Source organism: Streptomyces sp. NPDC008317 (assembly GCF_042955955.1).
In the GTDB taxonomy this organism is placed as follows: Bacteria; Actinomycetota; Actinomycetes; order Streptomycetales; family Streptomycetaceae; genus Actinacidiphila.
In genome coordinates, this window is record NZ_JBIBFQ010000002.1 from 458751 (window position 1) to 474616 (window position 15866).

The following is a 15866-nucleotide window of genomic DNA, read 5'->3' on the forward strand; positions in this document are numbered from 1 at the left end:
CGCGTGGTGTTGTTCATGGAGGACCAGATCCTGCGCCTCGGGGTGCAGGCGATCATGTCGGGTCTCGCGACCGGCGTGGAGACGTACTTCGCGGCGAACGAGTTCGACTTCATCGGCAAGGTGCGCGAACACGCCCCCGACGTGGCGGTGTTGACCGCGGCCAACCGGCGGCTGTGGACGGTCGTCGGGGAAGCCGGGAGCACCGGGGCGACCGGACGGGTCGGGGACGCCGGGGGTGTCGGGACCGCCGGGGGTGAGAACCCGTCACCACGGCTGCTGTTGGTGATCGAGCAGCATCAGACGGGGGACCTGGCGGGGCTGCCCGCCGACGGTTATCTGATCCGGCAGGACCTGTCGGCGGCCGGAATGGCCCGCGCTCTCGACCAGTTGGCGGCCGGGGAGATGGCGATTCCGGTGGAGCTGGGCCGCAGCCTCATCCAACAGGCGGCGGCAGCGGCCCCGGTGAAGCGGCGCGGGGCGCTGACGTCACGTGAGAACGAGACGCTGGTGCTGCTGGTGCGCGGCCTGAGCAACAAGCAGATCGGCAGGCGCCTGTTGATCTCCGAGCACGGCGCCAAACGGCTGGTGAGCAGCGTCCTGCTGAAGCTCGACGCCACGAACCGGACCAGCGCCGTCGTCAAGGCGATCAGGATGGGGCTGGTCGACGAGGCGACGCTGGCGGACACCGCGAACTGACGGCTGCGCCCGCCCGCGTGAGACGTGAGCCCGTACGGACAGGGGGCGTACGGGCGCGGGCGGCGCTACGGCCACAGGCGGCGCGGGCGCGGGCCGTACGAGCGGAGACGGCACCGGCACCGGCACCGGCACCGGCACCGGCACCGGCACCGGCACCGGCACCGACCAAACGAGCGGCGGCCGTACGCGCCCACCTCGCCCGGCAGCAGGCCCCAACGGCTCACCTCACGCGCCCGCCGCGAACACCCGCGTAAATTCCGTTGAACATTCGGCGTACGAGGCGGCCAACCCCGCCGTACCGCGCGGGCGCGCGGCTAGTGTCAGCGGCCGTGACCTCCGTTCCCGACATCGACGACGGCGCCGGGACCTCCGCGCGGCCGGCCCCCGGAACCGACCGGGCGCCGGGCCTGGACGCCCGCCCGGAAGCGGTCCCGACGCCCCACGGCCCCGGCGAAGGCGACCACGACCGCGACCGCGACCGCACGACCACCCCGTACCCCCTCCCCGTCCGCCTCGCCGCGGCCCTCCTCGGCCTCGCCGCCGTCGCCGCCATGTGCTGGAGCGGGCTCAACCACGATGTGCGGTACGTCCTCGGCGGCATGCGGGCGAGCGGGCGCGGCGGGATTCCGGCGTCCGGCACCTTCGTGCACCGGCCGCTCGCGTACCGCTGGCCGCTGTCGTGGCTCGACCACCTCACCGCCGGGCCGGTCGCCGTGCGCGAGGCGTCGATACGGCTGCTGGTGATCGTCGTCGCGGCGGCCGTCGTGTGGTGGCTGCGCCAGGGCCTCGCCCGCCATCTGCCGCGCCGCGAGGCGAACGCGGTGGCGGGAGCCCTGGGGCTCGCGCTGCTCTTCGCGCCCGCCTGGGACTTCCTCCAGCCGGAGTGGGTGGCCGTGCTGTGCGCGGTGGCCGGTCTCGCCGCCGCGCTCGCGCCGCGCCGCACCTGGGTGGCCGTCGGCCTCGGCGGCGTGCTGGTCGCGCTCGCGGTGCTGGTGAAGTACACGACCGCGCCCACGGCGCTGCTGCCGCTGGGCGCGCTCCTCGTCCTGGACCGGAGGCGCGGCTGGCTGACCACGGCAGCCGCCGCCGTCGCCGCCCCCGCGGGCTTCGCGCTGGCGATCCTCGTGCAGCCGCGCGAGTGGCGCTGGTTCAACGAACTGTCGGCGCTGAACCCCAACACCCCTTTGCAGAACGGCCTGCACTCCGCCGACGTGCACGCGCTGATCACCACGGTCGGCACCGAGGCGCTGATGAACCCGGTGGTGGCGCTGCTGCCCGCCGCCGTGGTGCTGCTCGCGCGCGGCAGCGCGTCCCGCGCCGCCCGCTGGGCGTGGCCGCTGCTGACGGCGGCCGGGGTCGCGGGCGTGCTGGCCGCGCTGGTGGTGCAGGGGCAGTGGTTCCAGTACCACCTGGCCGCGCTCCCGGTGCTGGCCGCCGCCCTGTGCGGTCTCGCCGTCGCCCGCCGCCCCGACCTGCCGCTGCTCGCCGGGGCCCTGCTGCTCGGCGTCGCCGTCCCCCTGATCGCCGGGCAGTCCTGGAACTGGCGGCACGCGCACGAGACGGCCGCGTACACGCTGGTCTCGGCGGTCGTCGTGGCGACGCTGCTCACGGCCTCGCTGCACGGGCGAGCACGGGTGCAGGCACGGGTACGCGTACGGGCGCGGGTACCCGGACAGGTGCCGGTACGCGCCCCCTCCCCCGGCCTCCTCCTCCGCTCCGTCCCGGCCCTCGCCCTGCTCCTCGCGCTGGCGATCCCGGTGTGGCCGACGACGCCGTACTCGTACGACACCCGGCACTCGACCTTCACCTCGCTCGAACGCGCCGACACCCGGCACGAGTTGACCCGGTGGCTGACCGGCGTCCGGCACCGAATCGGCGCGGACACCCCCGTCACGTACCTGGCGTTCGGCGACATCGGCTATCTGCTCGGCAACCCGACGCACTGCCGCTACCCGACGCCCGACTTCCTCCAACGCACGCGCTACGACCGGTCGATCACCAGTCAGGTCAGCTACCGCGAGAATCTGCGCTGCCTGAGCGACCCCGCCTCGCGCTACGCCGTGCTCGACACCTTCTGGTTCCCGCTGGGCCAGGTCGCGCCCGAGGCGGCGGACACGATCCGCGGCCGGTTCGACTGCCACCGGCCCGTCGCCGCCCTGCCCGCCTACCACTTGGTGATCTGCCCGCGCCGCTGACCCGCTGTCGGCGGCCCGGACCGGGGGTTGTCCCCACCGGGCGTTCGGGTGACAGCTCCATCGATCATGGTGCGCGGCGCGGGTTGGATGGACGCAGTCCGCACGGGGCGGGCCCGGGTCGTCCAACGGGGAGCCGTCATGAGGGTGTCGTTGTCGGGGAAGCGCACGATCGTGGCGGCGTGGTCGGTGGCACTGGCCGCGTCCGCGCTGGCGGCGGTGCCCGCGCACGGCTCGGGCGGCCGACACCACTACGGGCAGGGGGACTTGCGCGGCGACCTCGCCGCGGTGCGGGCCGCGGGGGACGGCCAGGTCAATGTCGTGGCGCGGGTCGACACCCCGGACGGGCCGCTGCGGGCGCGGTTCGGCACGGCGGGACGCGGCTCCAAGGAACCCGTCCCGTGGGAGCCGGAATTCCGCGCGGCGAGCACCACCAAGACCTTCACGGCGGTCGTGGTGCTCCAACTGGCCGCCGAGGGCAAGCTGTCGCTGGACGACACCGTCGAGCACTGGCTGCCCGGCGTGGTGCGCGGCCACGGCAACGACGGCTCGCGGATCACGGTGCGGGACCTGCTGCGGCAGACCAGCGGGCTCTACGACTACGTGGCCGACCCGTCCGTCCAGGACCGGCTCTTCCACCACTTCGACGAGAACCGCTACGACGTGACGCCCGCCCCGCAGCTCGTCGCCCTCGCGATGAGCCATCCGCCGCTGTTCACACCGGGACCGGCGGGTACGGCCCGGCAGTGGGCGTACTCCAACACCAACTACCTGCTGGCCGCGATGATCGCGGAGAAGGCGAACGACAGGGCGGAGCGGACGGCGGGCGGATCGGGCGCCACCTGGCGGGAGTTGGTCGAGCACCGCGTCATCGCGAAGCTGGGACTGCGGCACACGTACATCCCCGGCGACAATCCGTTCCTGGTCGGGCCGCACGAGCGGGTGACCGTGGACGCTCCCGACGGCGGGGTGCTCGACGCGACCGAGCTGAGCTTCCAGCACACGGCGGACTCCGGGGTGGTGAGCACGCCGGGCGACCTCAACACCTTCTTCCGGGCGCTCGCGACCGGCGAACTGCTGCCCGCCGAGCAGTGGCGGGAGATGCGCGAGACGGTGCCGTACGACGATCTGCCGGTGCCGCCGTCCGGCAGGCAGGGCGGTTACGGGCTCGGGCTGCGGGTGGTCCCGCTGAGCTGCGGCGGCGTCTCCTACCTGCACGAGGGCGACGGTTTCGGCGTGTACACCCGGCCCGCCGTGAGCGCCGACGGCCGCCGCGCGGTGACAGTGTCGGTGACCACCACCACCGCGCTGATCGACCAGGACAAGGTCAATCGCGCGGTGGAGGCGCTCACCGACGACGCGCTGTGCGACCGTCAGGCGCCGTGACCCGCGCCGACGGCATCACGAACGGCTCGGGTCGCACTCCGGTCAGGCGCTGTAGACCTCCAGTTCGGAGAGCTGCCCGGCGGGCCAGCCGGTGTTGGCGGTGAAGTTCAGCCGCACGTAGCGCGCGGTGACCGCCGACGGCAGGTTGATCGTCACGGAGTTCCCCGACGCGGGGTTGAACGTGTAGTTCTGCGCGGGGATCTGGGTGGTCAGCGGGACGCTGGGGCCGGCCTGTACGGAGATGGTCTGGGAGCGGGTGCTCCAGGCGGTGGGCGGCGGCAGCTTGAGCACCAGCCGCTTGACGGTGGTGGTGAGGCCGAGGTCGACCTGGATCCACTGCGGGAAGGCGTTGTTGTTGCTCTCCCAGTACGAGTTGGGATCGCCGTCGACCACGTTGCCCGAGCCGTAGACCTGGGTGTGGCTGCTCTCCGAAGTGGCCTTGCCCAGGGCGAGGTTGGTGCCCGGCGGCACGGTCGTCGCGTCGGTGGTGACGCTGACCTGGTTGGACGCGGGGGACACGTTGCCCGCCGCGTCGACGGCCTGGACGGTGAAGGCGTAGGCGGTGGACGGGCTGAGCCCGGTGACGGTGGCGGTCGTGGCGTTGCCCGCCGCGCTGCCCGCCTGGGTGCTGGTGGAGCCGGTGACCCGCATGATCCGGTAGCCGGTGACGCCGACGTTGTCGGTCGAGGCGGTCCAGGCCAGCGCGGCGGTGGTGTCGGTGTGCCCGGTGACGTGCAGCGTGCCGGGCGCGGTCGGCGGTACGGTGTCGCCGCCGCCGGAGACCAGCGGCTGGGTGGGGCGGACCGCGGTGAGGGCGATCTGGCCCTTGAGCATCTTGCCGCCGTCGCCGGTCAGCCGCAGGTAGTAGTCCGAGGAGCAGGCCGTACCGTCCTCGTCCAGCGCCAGGAAGCCGGAGTTGGTGGGCGTCCACGCCTGGGACTCGGCGGTCTTGGCGATCTGGTTGCCCTCGTTGTACTCGTCGAACATCGAGATGTAGATGCCCTGCACCCCGGCCCGGCAGACGTTGTAGAACTGCCGCCACATGAAGTCGCCGTGCGCGCGCTGCCGTCCGGAGACGTCACCGGGCAGGACGCACGGCTGGTAGTCGATGCCGTGCGCGGCGCAGTCGGCCTCGTCGCCGACGGTGTAGGTGTTGTAGGCGTTGTCGGAGTCGCCCGCGTTGCCGATCGCGCCGACCATCCACGGCGAGATCATGTTGAACGCGTGGTAGACGTCCGAGTAGCCGGTGCGCGTGCCCGCGCCGCCGGTGCGCCACTCGCGCGGCACCCCGCCGATGACGTAACAGCCCTGTCCCTTGAACCAGTTGATGACGTCGATGCAGGCGTCGGTGCTGAACGGGTGGTTGTTGTCGTTGAAGCCGAAGCCCCAGATGCAGACGACCGGCTTGCCGTTCTGCGTCGCGTACGCCGAGGAGGCCGTGTGGGCCTTCATCTTGTTGGTCCAGTCCGTCTTGATCTCGGACTGCATGTTCGTCCAGCCGGTGACGTCGTACATGATGTAGAACTTCCGGCTGTGCGACTCCGCGGCGCTGCGCACCTTGGTGGCCATCGCGTCGCGCGTCGGGCCTTCGCCGCCGGTGGGGTTGAAGCGCTGGAGCGCGGCGGTGTCGATGCCGTACTGCTGCATCCACTGGAAGTGCGTGTCGACGGTCTGCTGGTCGTAGGACGAGAAGAGCGTCGCGGGCTGGCCGTTGCCGAGGGCGGCGTATCCCGTCTGGTAGGTGTGGGTGTACTCGCGCATGTCCGGCCAGCTACTGATGCCGGTGTTGGACGGTGACGGGGTCTGGCCCCAGTTCTGCGTCCAGTGCCACCAGCCGTTGATCGGGGCGCCGTCGCCGATGCAGGCGAACCAGCCCTGATAGCCGACCGTGACCTTCCCGACCACGTCTCCCGGCCCGCTGGCCGCTGTCGCGCTGCCCGCGGCGGCGGTCTCCGCGACACCTAGGGTTCCTGCCGCAGTGGCCGCTATGGCGGCTTGCAGGAAGACCCGGCGTGTGACACCCATCTGGACTCCTCCGATCGGCTGTCAACTCCCGCCGCCCGCGCGGCCGTCGGGCACTCGGGTGAGTGCTCGGGCGAGTGCTCTGCGGCAGGGGCCGGAAGTCTGGTGCGGGGGATCGTAACGACAGGGTTACGTGAGCGCAATAGATCGCGCAGCAGGCGAAATAATTGACAGAGATGACGCAAGAACCGTTCTGTCGTGGTTTTCGGTGGTGCCGCGCGGGATGGGCGCAAAGGTTCACAAGATTGGAACCGGGATCTCAGCGGAATCCAAGAAACGATTCATACGGTCCTCCGCATGGATGACGAACAGACGTCCGGCGGAGCTGGGGGTGACGCCGGGAGCGGGGCCGGAGACGTGGCCGCGGACACAGCCTGGGACGATGCCGGGAACGAGACGGGGAGCGGGGCCGCCGCGCACTGGTGGACCCGGCGGCCCCTCGTGGTGTCCACCACGACACTCGCGGTGATCGCGGTGCTGACGCTGGCCACCGTCATCCAGTCGCCGTCCGCGCGGGCCGGGGCGGACGGAAAGGCGACCAGCGGCGCGACGGACAAGGCGTCCCCCTCCCCCGCCCCCACCACCGCGAAGCCCTTCACCCCGGCGCAGGCGCCCTCGACCGCCACGCCCTCGACCACCACTCCGCCGACCACCACTCCGCCCTCCCCCTCGGCCGCTCCCCCGCAGAAGACGACGGCCACACCCGCGCGGGACACCCAGGCCGAGCTGCGCACGGCGATCAAGGCCCTTTCCGACACCGGCTCCGGGCACTTCTCGGTCGCCGTGACCGAACTGGGCGGGGACAACGACGACAGCGGCAGCACGGTCGCCACGTACGACAGCGGCGACACGACGGCGTACGACACCGCGAGCATCGTCAAGGTCGACATCCTGGCGGCGCTGCTGCTCCGGCATCAGCGCGCGGGCACCCAACTGACCTCCGAACAGCGCGACTTGGCCACCGACATGATCGAGCAGAGCGACAACGACGCGGCGCTCGCGCTGTGGGAGGCCATCGGCGGCGGCCCGGGGCTGGCGTCCGCCAACGCCTCGCTCGGCCTGAGCCACACCACCCCCGGCAGCGGCGAATTGTGGGGCCTGACCCAGACCACCGCCGCCGACCAGATCACCCTGCTGCGCGCGGTCTACGGCGACGGCGACGACTCCCCGCTCAGCGCCGCCTCACGCGACTACATCTCGGACCTGATGCACGCGGTCACCGCCGACCAGCGGTGGGGCGTGTCGGCCGCCGACTCCGACGGCGGCGACTACGCGCTCAAGAACGGCTGGCTGCCGCGGAGCGCCACCGGCCTGTGGGACGTCAACAGCATCGGGAAGGTCGAGCACGACGGCCATACGCTGCTGGTCGCGGTGCTCTCCGGCGGCCATGTGTCGGAGCAGGACGGGATCGCGCTGGTGGAACGGGTCGCGGAGGCGGCGGCGCAGGCCGTGACGTAAGGAGAAGGCCCGTCCCGTAGGAAGCCAGGAAGCCGCCCAGGGGTGCCCGGGACTCCGGCGCTCAGCCCGCCGACCAGGCGATGACCGGCGGTACGACGCGGGCGCACAGCGGGTGCCCCTCGGGGTCGGTGAGGCCGAGGCGCCCGGTGAGCCGCCCGGACCGTACGGCGGCGGCGAGCACGTCCGGCTCGACGGCTTCGAGCAGCAGCTTGGCGCGGCGGAACACCGCGAAGGACCCGTCCGCGCCGACCCCGCCCCACGACAGATAGACGAAGCGCCCGCCCGGCCCGCCCTGCACGTACGGGCCGGTCAGCTCGGCGCCGTCCGCGACCGTCCGCGCGACGCACTCCAGCGTCCATACGGCGCGGTCCGCGTCGCCGGGGGTCGGGTCGAGCAACTCCCCCGGTTTCGCGCGCCGTTGAACGGCGACGCGGATGTCCGTGTATCCGGGGAAGCCGGGGGCGGCGGCGCAGGCGCGACCGGGAAGGTCGGTGCCTTCGATGCGGAGCGTGACGGGCGTGGAGGTGCCGGGCGTCGCTGGGGCCATGCGGTCATTCTGGCATTCCGCACATCCGGCCGGACGGGTTTGTCAGTTTGGATTGACGCGACATCGCGCGTCAGCCTAGCCTGACACCCATGGATACCAACAGTGTCTCCGCGGCCGTGAACTCGGACGACCCCGCGGTCGGCCTGCGGGCCGTCGGCGCGCTGCACCGGCTCGCCGAACAGGTCGAGGCCGCGCATGTGGCGCTGGCCCGCCGGAAGGGCTGGTCGTGGGAGCAGATCGGCGACGCCCTCGGGGTGTCGCGTCAGTCGGTGCACGCGAAGTACGGAAAGTGAGGCCCCCGATGCCGGAGAACACCGCTCACGCCCGGTTCAAGCTCGTCATGGAACAGGCGGGCGAGGAGGCCGCCCGGCGCGGCGACCGCCGGATCGGCACCGATCACCTGCTGCTCGCGCTGCTCCGCGACGAGTCCGGCCAGCCCGCCCGCGCCCTCGGCGTCACCCTCGCCGAGGGGCACGCGGCCCTCGAAGCGCTCGACCGGGCCGCCCTCGGCTCGCTCGGCATCCACCTCGACATCCCCCTCGCCCCGCCGCCGGTCCGCGGCCGGCGGCGTATCACCCTCAATTCGGCCGCCCGCGCGACCGTCGTCGCCGCCAAGCGCGAGGCCGAGCGCGAGCGGCGCGGACGCCGTATCGAGCCCCGCCATCTGCTGCTCGCGCTCCTGCCCGCCCCGCACCCCGACCCCGCCGCGACGCTGCTCAGCGCGCTGGACCTCGACCCGGCCACCGTCCGCGAACGCCTGGCGGGCTGCTGAGCCCACCGCCGCCGGGCGGTCCTACGCCTCCGCCGGAGCCAGATCGTGCGGCGCGATGCCCAGGACCCGGTGGAGTTCGCGCTCGCCGAGCGCCGTGACCTTCACCGCGCGGCCGGTGCCGATACGGGTGGCCCAGGCGCGGGTGAGGACGAGGCGGCAGAGTTCGGCGCCCGCGGTGCCGCCCAGGTGGGGGCGCCGCTCGGTCCAGTCGAGACAGGGACGGGCCAGCGGGCGGCGGGACGAGGGCGGCCCGGACAGATCCGCGCCGAGGCCGGTGAACCAGGCCACGCCGTCGTCGGTGAGGGCGAAGCCGGTGTCCTGCCGGAGCAGGCCGTTGCCGGTCAGCGCGTCGGTGAGGGCCACGCCCAGCCGGCCGGCGAGGTGGTCGTAGCACGTACGGCCGCGCGCCATCGCCCGGCCCGCGCTGTGCGCCCGCAGCCCGGCGCCGGTGGTCCGGGGTACGGCGACGGCCACCCGTTCCGCCATGTCCTCGACGAATCGAGCCGCTTCGGGGCCGGCCAGGCGTACGTAACGGTGCCGCCCCTGGTGTTCGCGGGCCAGCAGCCCGCCGTCGACCAGGCGGGTCAGGTGCTCGCTCATGGTGGACGGCGCGACCCCGCAGTGCCGGGCCAGCTCCCCGCTGGTCCAGGCCCGCTTGTCCAGCAGCGCCAGGCAGACCGCGGCCCTGGTCTCGTCGGCCAGGAGCGCGGCGAGGGCCGCGAGCCGGGGGACGGCGGGGTCGGCGAGCGCGGGCGTACGGGGGTCGCCGGTCCTCGGCGCCCCCGGGGTCCTGGTGCGGGTGGTCATGTCCCCATCCTCGCCCCGCGACGTTTCGGCGGCCACCGAAAGGCCGGGGGCGGGAGGGCGCGGGGTCCGAGGCGCTACGGGGACGGGCGTCGGTGCGGGGACGGGGGTGGATACGGGGTTGGGCGTCGGTGCGGGGACGGGCGGCGGTGCGGGTTCGACCGTCGGCGGGAACCGTCCTTCGGCCCCGAGCCCGGGCCCGCGCAACGGACGGCGGGCCCAGGCCGGTTGGACCGGCTGCTCGTGTGACGAGGCGTCAGCCGGTGGGCGCGGCCACGTCGATGAGCACCTTGCCGATGACGCTGTCCTCCACCGCCTGGTGGGCTCGGGCGGTCTCGGCGAGCGGGAAGCGGTGGAAGGGCAGCCCGGCGTCGGGGCCCGCGTGGAGGGCGTCGTCGGCGACGGCGGCCGTGACCGCCGCGACGGCGTGGGCCTTGGCGGCGGGCGGGACCGTGTAGACCAGGACGCCCTGCCAGCGGAGGTTGAGCGCCATGGAGGGGCGGACCGGCACGGCGGCCGAGGCGTCGTCGTCGGCGTAGAAGGCGATGACGGCGTCGGGGGCGGCGACGGCCCGGTCGAGGGCGGCGTTGGCGGCCGGGGCGACCTCGACCACGATGTCGACGCCGTCCGGGGCGATCCGGCGGATCTCGGCGGCGGCGTCCTGGGCGCGGTAGTCCACGACGTGATGGGCTCCCGCGGCCCGCGCGAGGTCGCCCTTGGCGGGTCCGCTGACCGTGCTGACGACGGTGGCCCCGGCCCAGCGGGCGAGCTGGATCGCGGCGTTGCCGACGGCGCCCGCGCCGCCCGCGACCAGGACCGTACGTCCGTCGAGGGCGCCGGGGGCGAGCCGCTCGGGGCCGCCGTCCGCGACGGTGAGGGCGCGGTGCGCGGTGAGGGCGGGGATGCCGAGGCTCGCGCCGAGGTCGAAGGAGGCGTGGTCGGGCAGGGCGACGGCCTGGCCCGCGGGCAGCGCCACGTACTCCTGCGCGGTGCCGTCCGCGCGGCCGTACGCGGCCTCCCAGATCCAGACGCGCTCGCCGATCCGCGTCTCGGGGACGCCGGAGCCGACCGCGTCGATGACGCCGGAGCCGTCCTGGTTCGGCACCTGCGCCGAGGCGGGGGCGGTGTTGCGCCGCGACTTCCAGTCCGTCGGGTTGACGCCGGAGACGTGGACGCGGACCCGTACCTCGCCGGGTCCCGGCTCCGGGACCGGGCGCTCGGTGAGCGTGAGGACGTCGGGGCCGCCGTTGCTGGTGTAAGTGATCGCCTTCATGCCGCGTACAAGTGACGTGCCCGCCCGTTTCTTCCCCGTGGCCGGAATCCACTGGTCCATTTGATCCGCCCGCCGCGTAAATCCCGGTGCCCGCCGGGCGGCCGGGTGATCCTTGGCCGCAAAGCACCGGCCAGGCCGACTCTGGCCGGGACCACCGGCCGGGCTGCCCCCTGGCCGCGGCTATGAGGCGGCCGGGACATCCCCGGCCGCGACCACCGGCACGACCTGGAGCGCCCATGACCACTCCGGATTCCCCCGTCGACCGCACCGGCACCTTCTACGAGGCGGTCGGCGGCAGTGACGCCCTGCGCCGCCTCATCGACAGCTTCTACGAGCAGGTCCTCGTCGATCCGCTCCTCGCCCCGGTCTTCGTGCACTTCACCCAGGCCCATGTCGACCATGTCGTCGTCTGGCTCACGGAGGTCTTCGGCGGCCCCGCCGAGTACACCGCCCGCCTCGGCGGCCACCAGGCCCTGCTCTCCCAGCACCTGGACCTGCGGATCACCGAGGAACAGCGGGCGCGCTGGGTGGAGTTGATGCTCGCGACCGCCGTGAAGGAGCTGCCCGCCGACGCGTTGCTGCGGCAGCGCTTCGCCGAGTACATCGAGTGGGGCACGCGGATCGCCATGTCGGTCTCCCACCAGGAGAGTTCCGATCTCGGCGACCCGGGTCCCGTACCGCACTGGGGCTGGGACGGGCTGACGCGGTAGTCCGGGTATTCCGTGAGTAAAAATTCGTCGCCGACGGCTCCGGCGGGCATATTCGGAATAGCCCCGTCCGAAATTCTCCCCGGCGGGAATCGGCAGGTGGACGTTTGCGCATTCACCGCTCAACCCCTTTAAGGGACGGCCGAGTTCGGAGTCGTAGCCCTTTTGGGCAGCTGTTCGCCCGGCGAGTGCGCTTGTTATGGTGCCGGGCATGAAAACCTCCGAAACGCTGACACCGTTACTGCTCGATCATTTCGGCCAGAACCAGCACGAGGAGAACGTCAAGCTGCGCGCGCTCGGCCCGGTGGCGCTGGTGGAACTGCCCGGCGGGGTACCGGCCTGGGCCGTCACGCACCACGAGACGCTGCGGCAACTGCTGGTCGACCCGCGGGTGTCGAAGGACCCGCGGCAGTGGCCGCGCAACACCGAGGGGCGGCTGCCCGAGGACTGGCCGCTGCTGAACTTCGTCAGCCTCCCCGGGATACTCACGCGGGACGGCGCCGAGCACCGGCGGCTGCGCGCGCTCGCGGGCCAGGCGATGACGCCCCGCCGAACCGCCGCGCTGCGCCCGCGGATCGAGGAGCTGGCGCACCGCCTGCTGGACGAAGCGGCCGCGCGCGGCGACGAGTTCGACCTGCGCGAGGATTACGCGCTCCCGCTGCCGGTCAAGGTGATCGCCGAACTGCTGGGCCTGCCGCCGATGGACGGCGAGCGGCTGCGTACGCTCTCCGACGCCGTGCTCAGCAGCCACCCCGCGGCCAAGGGCAACCAGACGCAGGAGGCCCAGGACCAGCTCCTGGTCCTGCTCGCCGAGGCGGCACAGGCCAAGCGCGAGAGCCCCGGCGACGACCTGACCAGCGCGCTGATCGCCGCCAGCGAGGAAGGCGACCGGCTGAGCGAGGACGAGGTCGTGGTCATCATGCTCACCGTGCTGGTGGGCGGCCACGAGACCACCGTCAATCTGATCACCAACGCGGTCAGGGCGCTGCTCGCCAACCCGGGACAACTGGCACGGGCCCGGTCCGGCGAGGTCTCCTGGGGCTCCGTCATCGAGGAGGTCGTGCGTTACGACTGCCCGGTCGGCCACTTCCCGCTGCGCTACGCCCTCGAGGACATCCCGGTCGGCGACGTGGTGATCCGGCGCGGCGAGGCCATGCTCGCCTCCTACGCCGCGGCCGGCCGTGACGACCAGCAGTTCCCCGACGCCGACAGCTTCGACGTCGCGCGCCCCAATTCCCGCCAGCTCTCCTTCGGCAACGGCCAGCACTTCTGCATTGGCGCCGGACTGGCGCGACTGGAGGGCGAGATCGCGCTGAGCGTCCTGTTCGAGCACTTCCCGAAACTGCGGTTGTCACGGCCGTCGGGGTGCCCGGTGCGGTCGTTCATCATCAACAGCGCCAGCGAACTGTGGGTTTCCGGTTCGGGCTCGGGTTCTTGACTCCGGTTCCAGCTCGGGTTCTTAACTTGTCGTTTATCCGTTTGTAGCGGTTCGTCGTGGCTTGGTGCCCTTCTTGTGATGGGCGGGCCGGGCGTACGCCTCGCCGGTGGCCAGGACTCTTCCCACCTCGTAGCGAGTGGCGGGCCGCTGATTCTTCGACCCGGGCGGCCGGCCCGGGCCGGGGCGGGTGGGTTTCGGTGCACGCGCTGGTGAGGGTGCCTTCGTGTGGAGGTTCCTGAACCCTCGGCGGACGCGGGCGGGGGTGAGTTTGTTCGGTTCCGCCGGCCGCTCCCAGGGCCGTCGAAGGTCGGCGACCAGCGGTCGGGCGAGGCGGAGCTGGGTGTGCACGGCGACGACGAGCCAGGTCCAACGATCAGCCGCCGTCGAGTCGCGGAGGCGGGGCCGGGTCCAGCCGAGAGTCTGCTTGAGCAGGCGGAACGTGTGCTCCAGGTCGAACCTGCGTAGGAACGACTGCCAGCAGAGGTCCACGTCGGCCGGGCTCGCACCGGTGCGCGACCACCACAGCCGGACTGGCCGGTTCACCCCACGGCTGGGCAGCTTCTCGACGGCCAGGCGGATCACCATGCCCTCGATGACTGGCAGCGGCCCGTCGTGCTCCAGCCAGGCCGCGCGGCGGGTCAGCCGGGGGTGGAGCCGGTCCCACGCCTGGGCGACGGCGGTGCCGTAGCGGCGGTTTCGGTGGTGGTGACCGCCTGCTCGTCGCCCCAGGTGGCGGGGTCGCCGAATACGAACTCCCCGCCGTGCTTGGGCGGGCGGCCCCCGGCCAGATCGGCGCCGGGCTCCAGTCGCACCGCGTCCAGGACGGCCGTCCACGAGGTGCGGCCGGTCTCCAGCGCGACGACGAACGAGTAGGGCCAGCCGGGGATCATCTGGTGCTTGGCGTCGCCGCGGCCGTAGGTGTGGCAGAACGACCGTCCGGGCAGGTGGCGGCGTCCGGCCGCAGCCACGGTGAGACGTCCACAGCGAGCACCAGGCGGCCGTCGGCGGCGCGCGGCAGCGGCAGGCCGGCCAGCGCGGTCCGCAGCCGGCCGACGTCCAGGCAGCCCCGGTTCAGCGCGCCGTACAGGGCGCCGTGTCCGCGCCGGTGCTCGGGCGCGAGCGCCAGGTCCACCAGCGTCCTCACCGGCCCGTAGGTGCACAGCACCGCGTCGGCGAGCTCGAACAGCGCGTCGCGCCGCCCGGTCAGGCAGTCGTAGAAGCCCCCCCGGAAGCGGGACAGCTCCGCGAACTGATCGCACCGCCCGCCCTCTTGCACCACACCCACCAGCACAGCCTTCGCGTCAAGTCCTGTTCCTCTTGGTCGAGTTCAGGATCACGTAGAGGCCGTATCGCCGTCCCCTGAGACACCCGGAGGAGTGATCATCTGGTCCGCCTGTCGAAGCCGAACGCAGGCGGGGGTCTGCTTCCGGCGTCAGGATTGCGGGGCCCATGGGTCGTCGTGCTCCAGCTGATCAGGGTGTTCGGGGTGTTCGGGGTGTTCGGGGTGAAGCATCTCTCGGACGCAGCGCCGCAGTCCCGTCTCGTTCGATCCGCTGGCGGCAGCCATCCAAGGCAGGTCGTCCATGGCGCGGGCGCGCTCATTGGTGGCGAGTTGGTCGACGGCTGAGCGCAGGTCGTCGGGGGCGGGTTCGTCGGTGAGGCAGAGCCAGCCGATCGCGGCGGCCAGCCGGGCCTCGGACGCTTGCGTTCGGTCCCCCCAGCGCTCGCGCATCCACACGGTGGTCGGCGGATGGGGTTGGGTGCGGGTGGCTTCGGCTGTGGCGAAGACCAGGGCGGCGTGGACGATCGGGTCCTGCTCGGCGTCGAGCCGGTCGCGGAAGGCTGCACGGACCGCGTGATCCAGGTCGGTGGCGGCGGCCAGTGCGTAGGCGGCACGGATCCGGATCGCAGGGTCGGGGTCGTGCAGAAGAGGCTTCAGGAGGGTGGCGTCGGCGGTGATCGCGGCCCGAGCGGCGGCAACCGACCAGCCCGCCGGGTAGCCGGTCACCTCGACGCCGTAGTCGTCGTAGAGGCGGTCGTTCTGGGGATCGGCGCGGTGGAGCAGCAGTTCGCCGCGGGTGGCGACGCCGAAGTAGCGGGCGCGAGCTGGAGAGGAGACTTCGGCGAGCGTGTCGGCACGGCAAGGGTGGTGGGTATCGGCAGCGATCCGGATCAGGAACGGCACGGCAAGCACGGCGGCCGCCCGCATGTCGTTGGCGCACATCCCACTCACAACACCCGTTCCGGCGCGAACGGGCGAGCCGCCGGTGTGGAGCAGCTGAATGGCCTCCCTGACGTGATCCCCCCGCGGAAAGTTCTCCCAGGGGACTTCGTCGAGCAAGAATCCGTCCTTGACCTCGGGCCGTACGGCGGCCACCACCGCACGTACATCGAACGGCCCGCCCACGAACGAGGACAGGTCTGCCCCGCCCGTCAAAGCCCGGCACATCGCGAACGTTGGATCGGTTTGCCACTCGCCCACGTCACATCACCCCACCGCTGAGTCCGATCGGAGTAGATCATGCCCGAGCGGACCGACATCGCTGTCGAGACACATCTCTCGCACGGCAG

At 72.6% G+C, this 15866-nt stretch carries 13 protein-coding genes and 1 pseudogene; 8 read left to right on the top strand and 6 right to left on the bottom strand.

The genetic code is table 11. The features are described from left to right. Positions 1 to 15: 15 nt before the first annotated feature. From ACFY9V_RS07105 to ACFY9V_RS07115, 3 genes are all read left to right on the top strand, one after another. Positions 16 to 696 (top strand): LuxR C-terminal-related transcriptional regulator, encoded by a 681-nt coding sequence (locus ACFY9V_RS07105; RefSeq protein ID WP_391159960.1) that lies wholly within the window; start codon positions 16 to 18, stop codon positions 694 to 696. Between the two features lie 329 nt (positions 697 to 1025). Continuing rightward, complete coding sequence (locus ACFY9V_RS07110; RefSeq protein ID WP_391159963.1) at positions 1026 to 2891, top strand: hypothetical protein; 1866 nt, start codon at positions 1026 to 1028, stop codon at positions 2889 to 2891. Between the two features lie 138 nt (positions 2892 to 3029). Beyond that, on the top strand, positions 3030 to 4274 hold the full coding sequence (locus ACFY9V_RS07115; protein WP_391159966.1) for a serine hydrolase: 1245 nt from the start codon (positions 3030 to 3032) through the stop codon (positions 4272 to 4274). A 42-nt stretch (positions 4275 to 4316) separates the two neighbouring features. Here the strand turns inward: ACFY9V_RS07115 and ACFY9V_RS07120 are convergent, their stop codons facing one another. After that, positions 4317 to 6299, bottom strand: a complete 1983-nt coding sequence (locus ACFY9V_RS07120; RefSeq protein ID WP_391159969.1) for a discoidin domain-containing protein — start codon at positions 6297 to 6299, stop codon at positions 4317 to 4319. 294 nt (positions 6300 to 6593) lie between these two features. On the opposite strand from ACFY9V_RS07120, the gene ACFY9V_RS07125 reads away from it, so the two are divergent. Next, positions 6594 to 7754, top strand: coding sequence for a serine hydrolase (locus ACFY9V_RS07125; RefSeq protein WP_391159970.1), 1161 nt, complete (start codon positions 6594 to 6596; stop codon positions 7752 to 7754). A gap of 61 nt (positions 7755 to 7815) precedes the next feature. On the opposite strand, the gene ACFY9V_RS07130 is transcribed toward ACFY9V_RS07125, so the two are convergent. Next, positions 7816 to 8301 carry a DUF5990 family protein gene (locus tag ACFY9V_RS07130; protein WP_391159973.1) on the bottom strand — a complete coding sequence of 162 codons (486 nt, stop codon included), beginning with the start codon at positions 8299 to 8301 and terminating at the stop codon, positions 7816 to 7818. Between the two features lie 89 nt (positions 8302 to 8390). Here ACFY9V_RS07130 and ACFY9V_RS07135 point away from each other — a divergent pair, with 89 nt between their 5' ends. After that, complete coding sequence (locus ACFY9V_RS07135) at positions 8391 to 8594, top strand: helix-turn-helix domain-containing protein (protein WP_355334380.1); 204 nt, start codon at positions 8391 to 8393, stop codon at positions 8592 to 8594. 8 nt (positions 8595 to 8602) lie between these two features. Next, the gene (locus ACFY9V_RS07140; protein WP_391159975.1) at positions 8603 to 9073 is read left to right on the top strand and encodes a Clp protease N-terminal domain-containing protein; all 471 of its coding nucleotides are present in this window, start codon (positions 8603 to 8605) and stop codon (positions 9071 to 9073) included. 21 nt (positions 9074 to 9094) lie between these two features. Here the strand turns inward: ACFY9V_RS07140 and ACFY9V_RS07145 are convergent, their stop codons facing one another. Beyond that, positions 9095 to 9880: a winged helix-turn-helix domain-containing protein gene (locus tag ACFY9V_RS07145; protein ID WP_355334384.1), complete on the bottom strand. Its 786-nt coding sequence runs from the start codon at positions 9878 to 9880 to the stop codon at positions 9095 to 9097. 253 nt (positions 9881 to 10133) lie between these two features. Further along, a complete protein-coding gene (locus tag ACFY9V_RS07150; protein WP_391159978.1) occupies positions 10134 to 11150 on the bottom strand; it encodes a zinc-binding dehydrogenase in 1017 nt (338 codons plus the stop codon). Between the two features lie 236 nt (positions 11151 to 11386). Here ACFY9V_RS07150 and ACFY9V_RS07155 point away from each other — a divergent pair, with 236 nt between their 5' ends. Both ACFY9V_RS07155 and ACFY9V_RS07160 read left to right on the top strand, forming a co-directional pair. Then, on the top strand, positions 11387 to 11860 hold the full coding sequence (locus tag ACFY9V_RS07155; RefSeq protein WP_391159979.1) for a group II truncated hemoglobin: 474 nt from the start codon (positions 11387 to 11389) through the stop codon (positions 11858 to 11860). Positions 11861 to 12068: 208 nt separating this feature from the next. Then, positions 12069 to 13295: a cytochrome P450 gene (locus ACFY9V_RS07160; RefSeq protein ID WP_391159982.1), complete on the top strand. Its 1227-nt coding sequence runs from the start codon at positions 12069 to 12071 to the stop codon at positions 13293 to 13295. A 33-nt stretch (positions 13296 to 13328) separates the two neighbouring features. Here ACFY9V_RS07160 and ACFY9V_RS07165 read toward each other — a convergent pair. Beyond that, positions 13329 to 14574, bottom strand: a pseudogene (locus ACFY9V_RS07165) (transposase). Positions 14575 to 14727: 153 nt separating this feature from the next. Then, positions 14728 to 15777, bottom strand: a complete 1050-nt coding sequence (locus ACFY9V_RS07170) for a hypothetical protein (protein WP_391159985.1) — start codon at positions 15775 to 15777, stop codon at positions 14728 to 14730. Between the last annotated feature and the right edge of the window lie 89 nt (positions 15778 to 15866).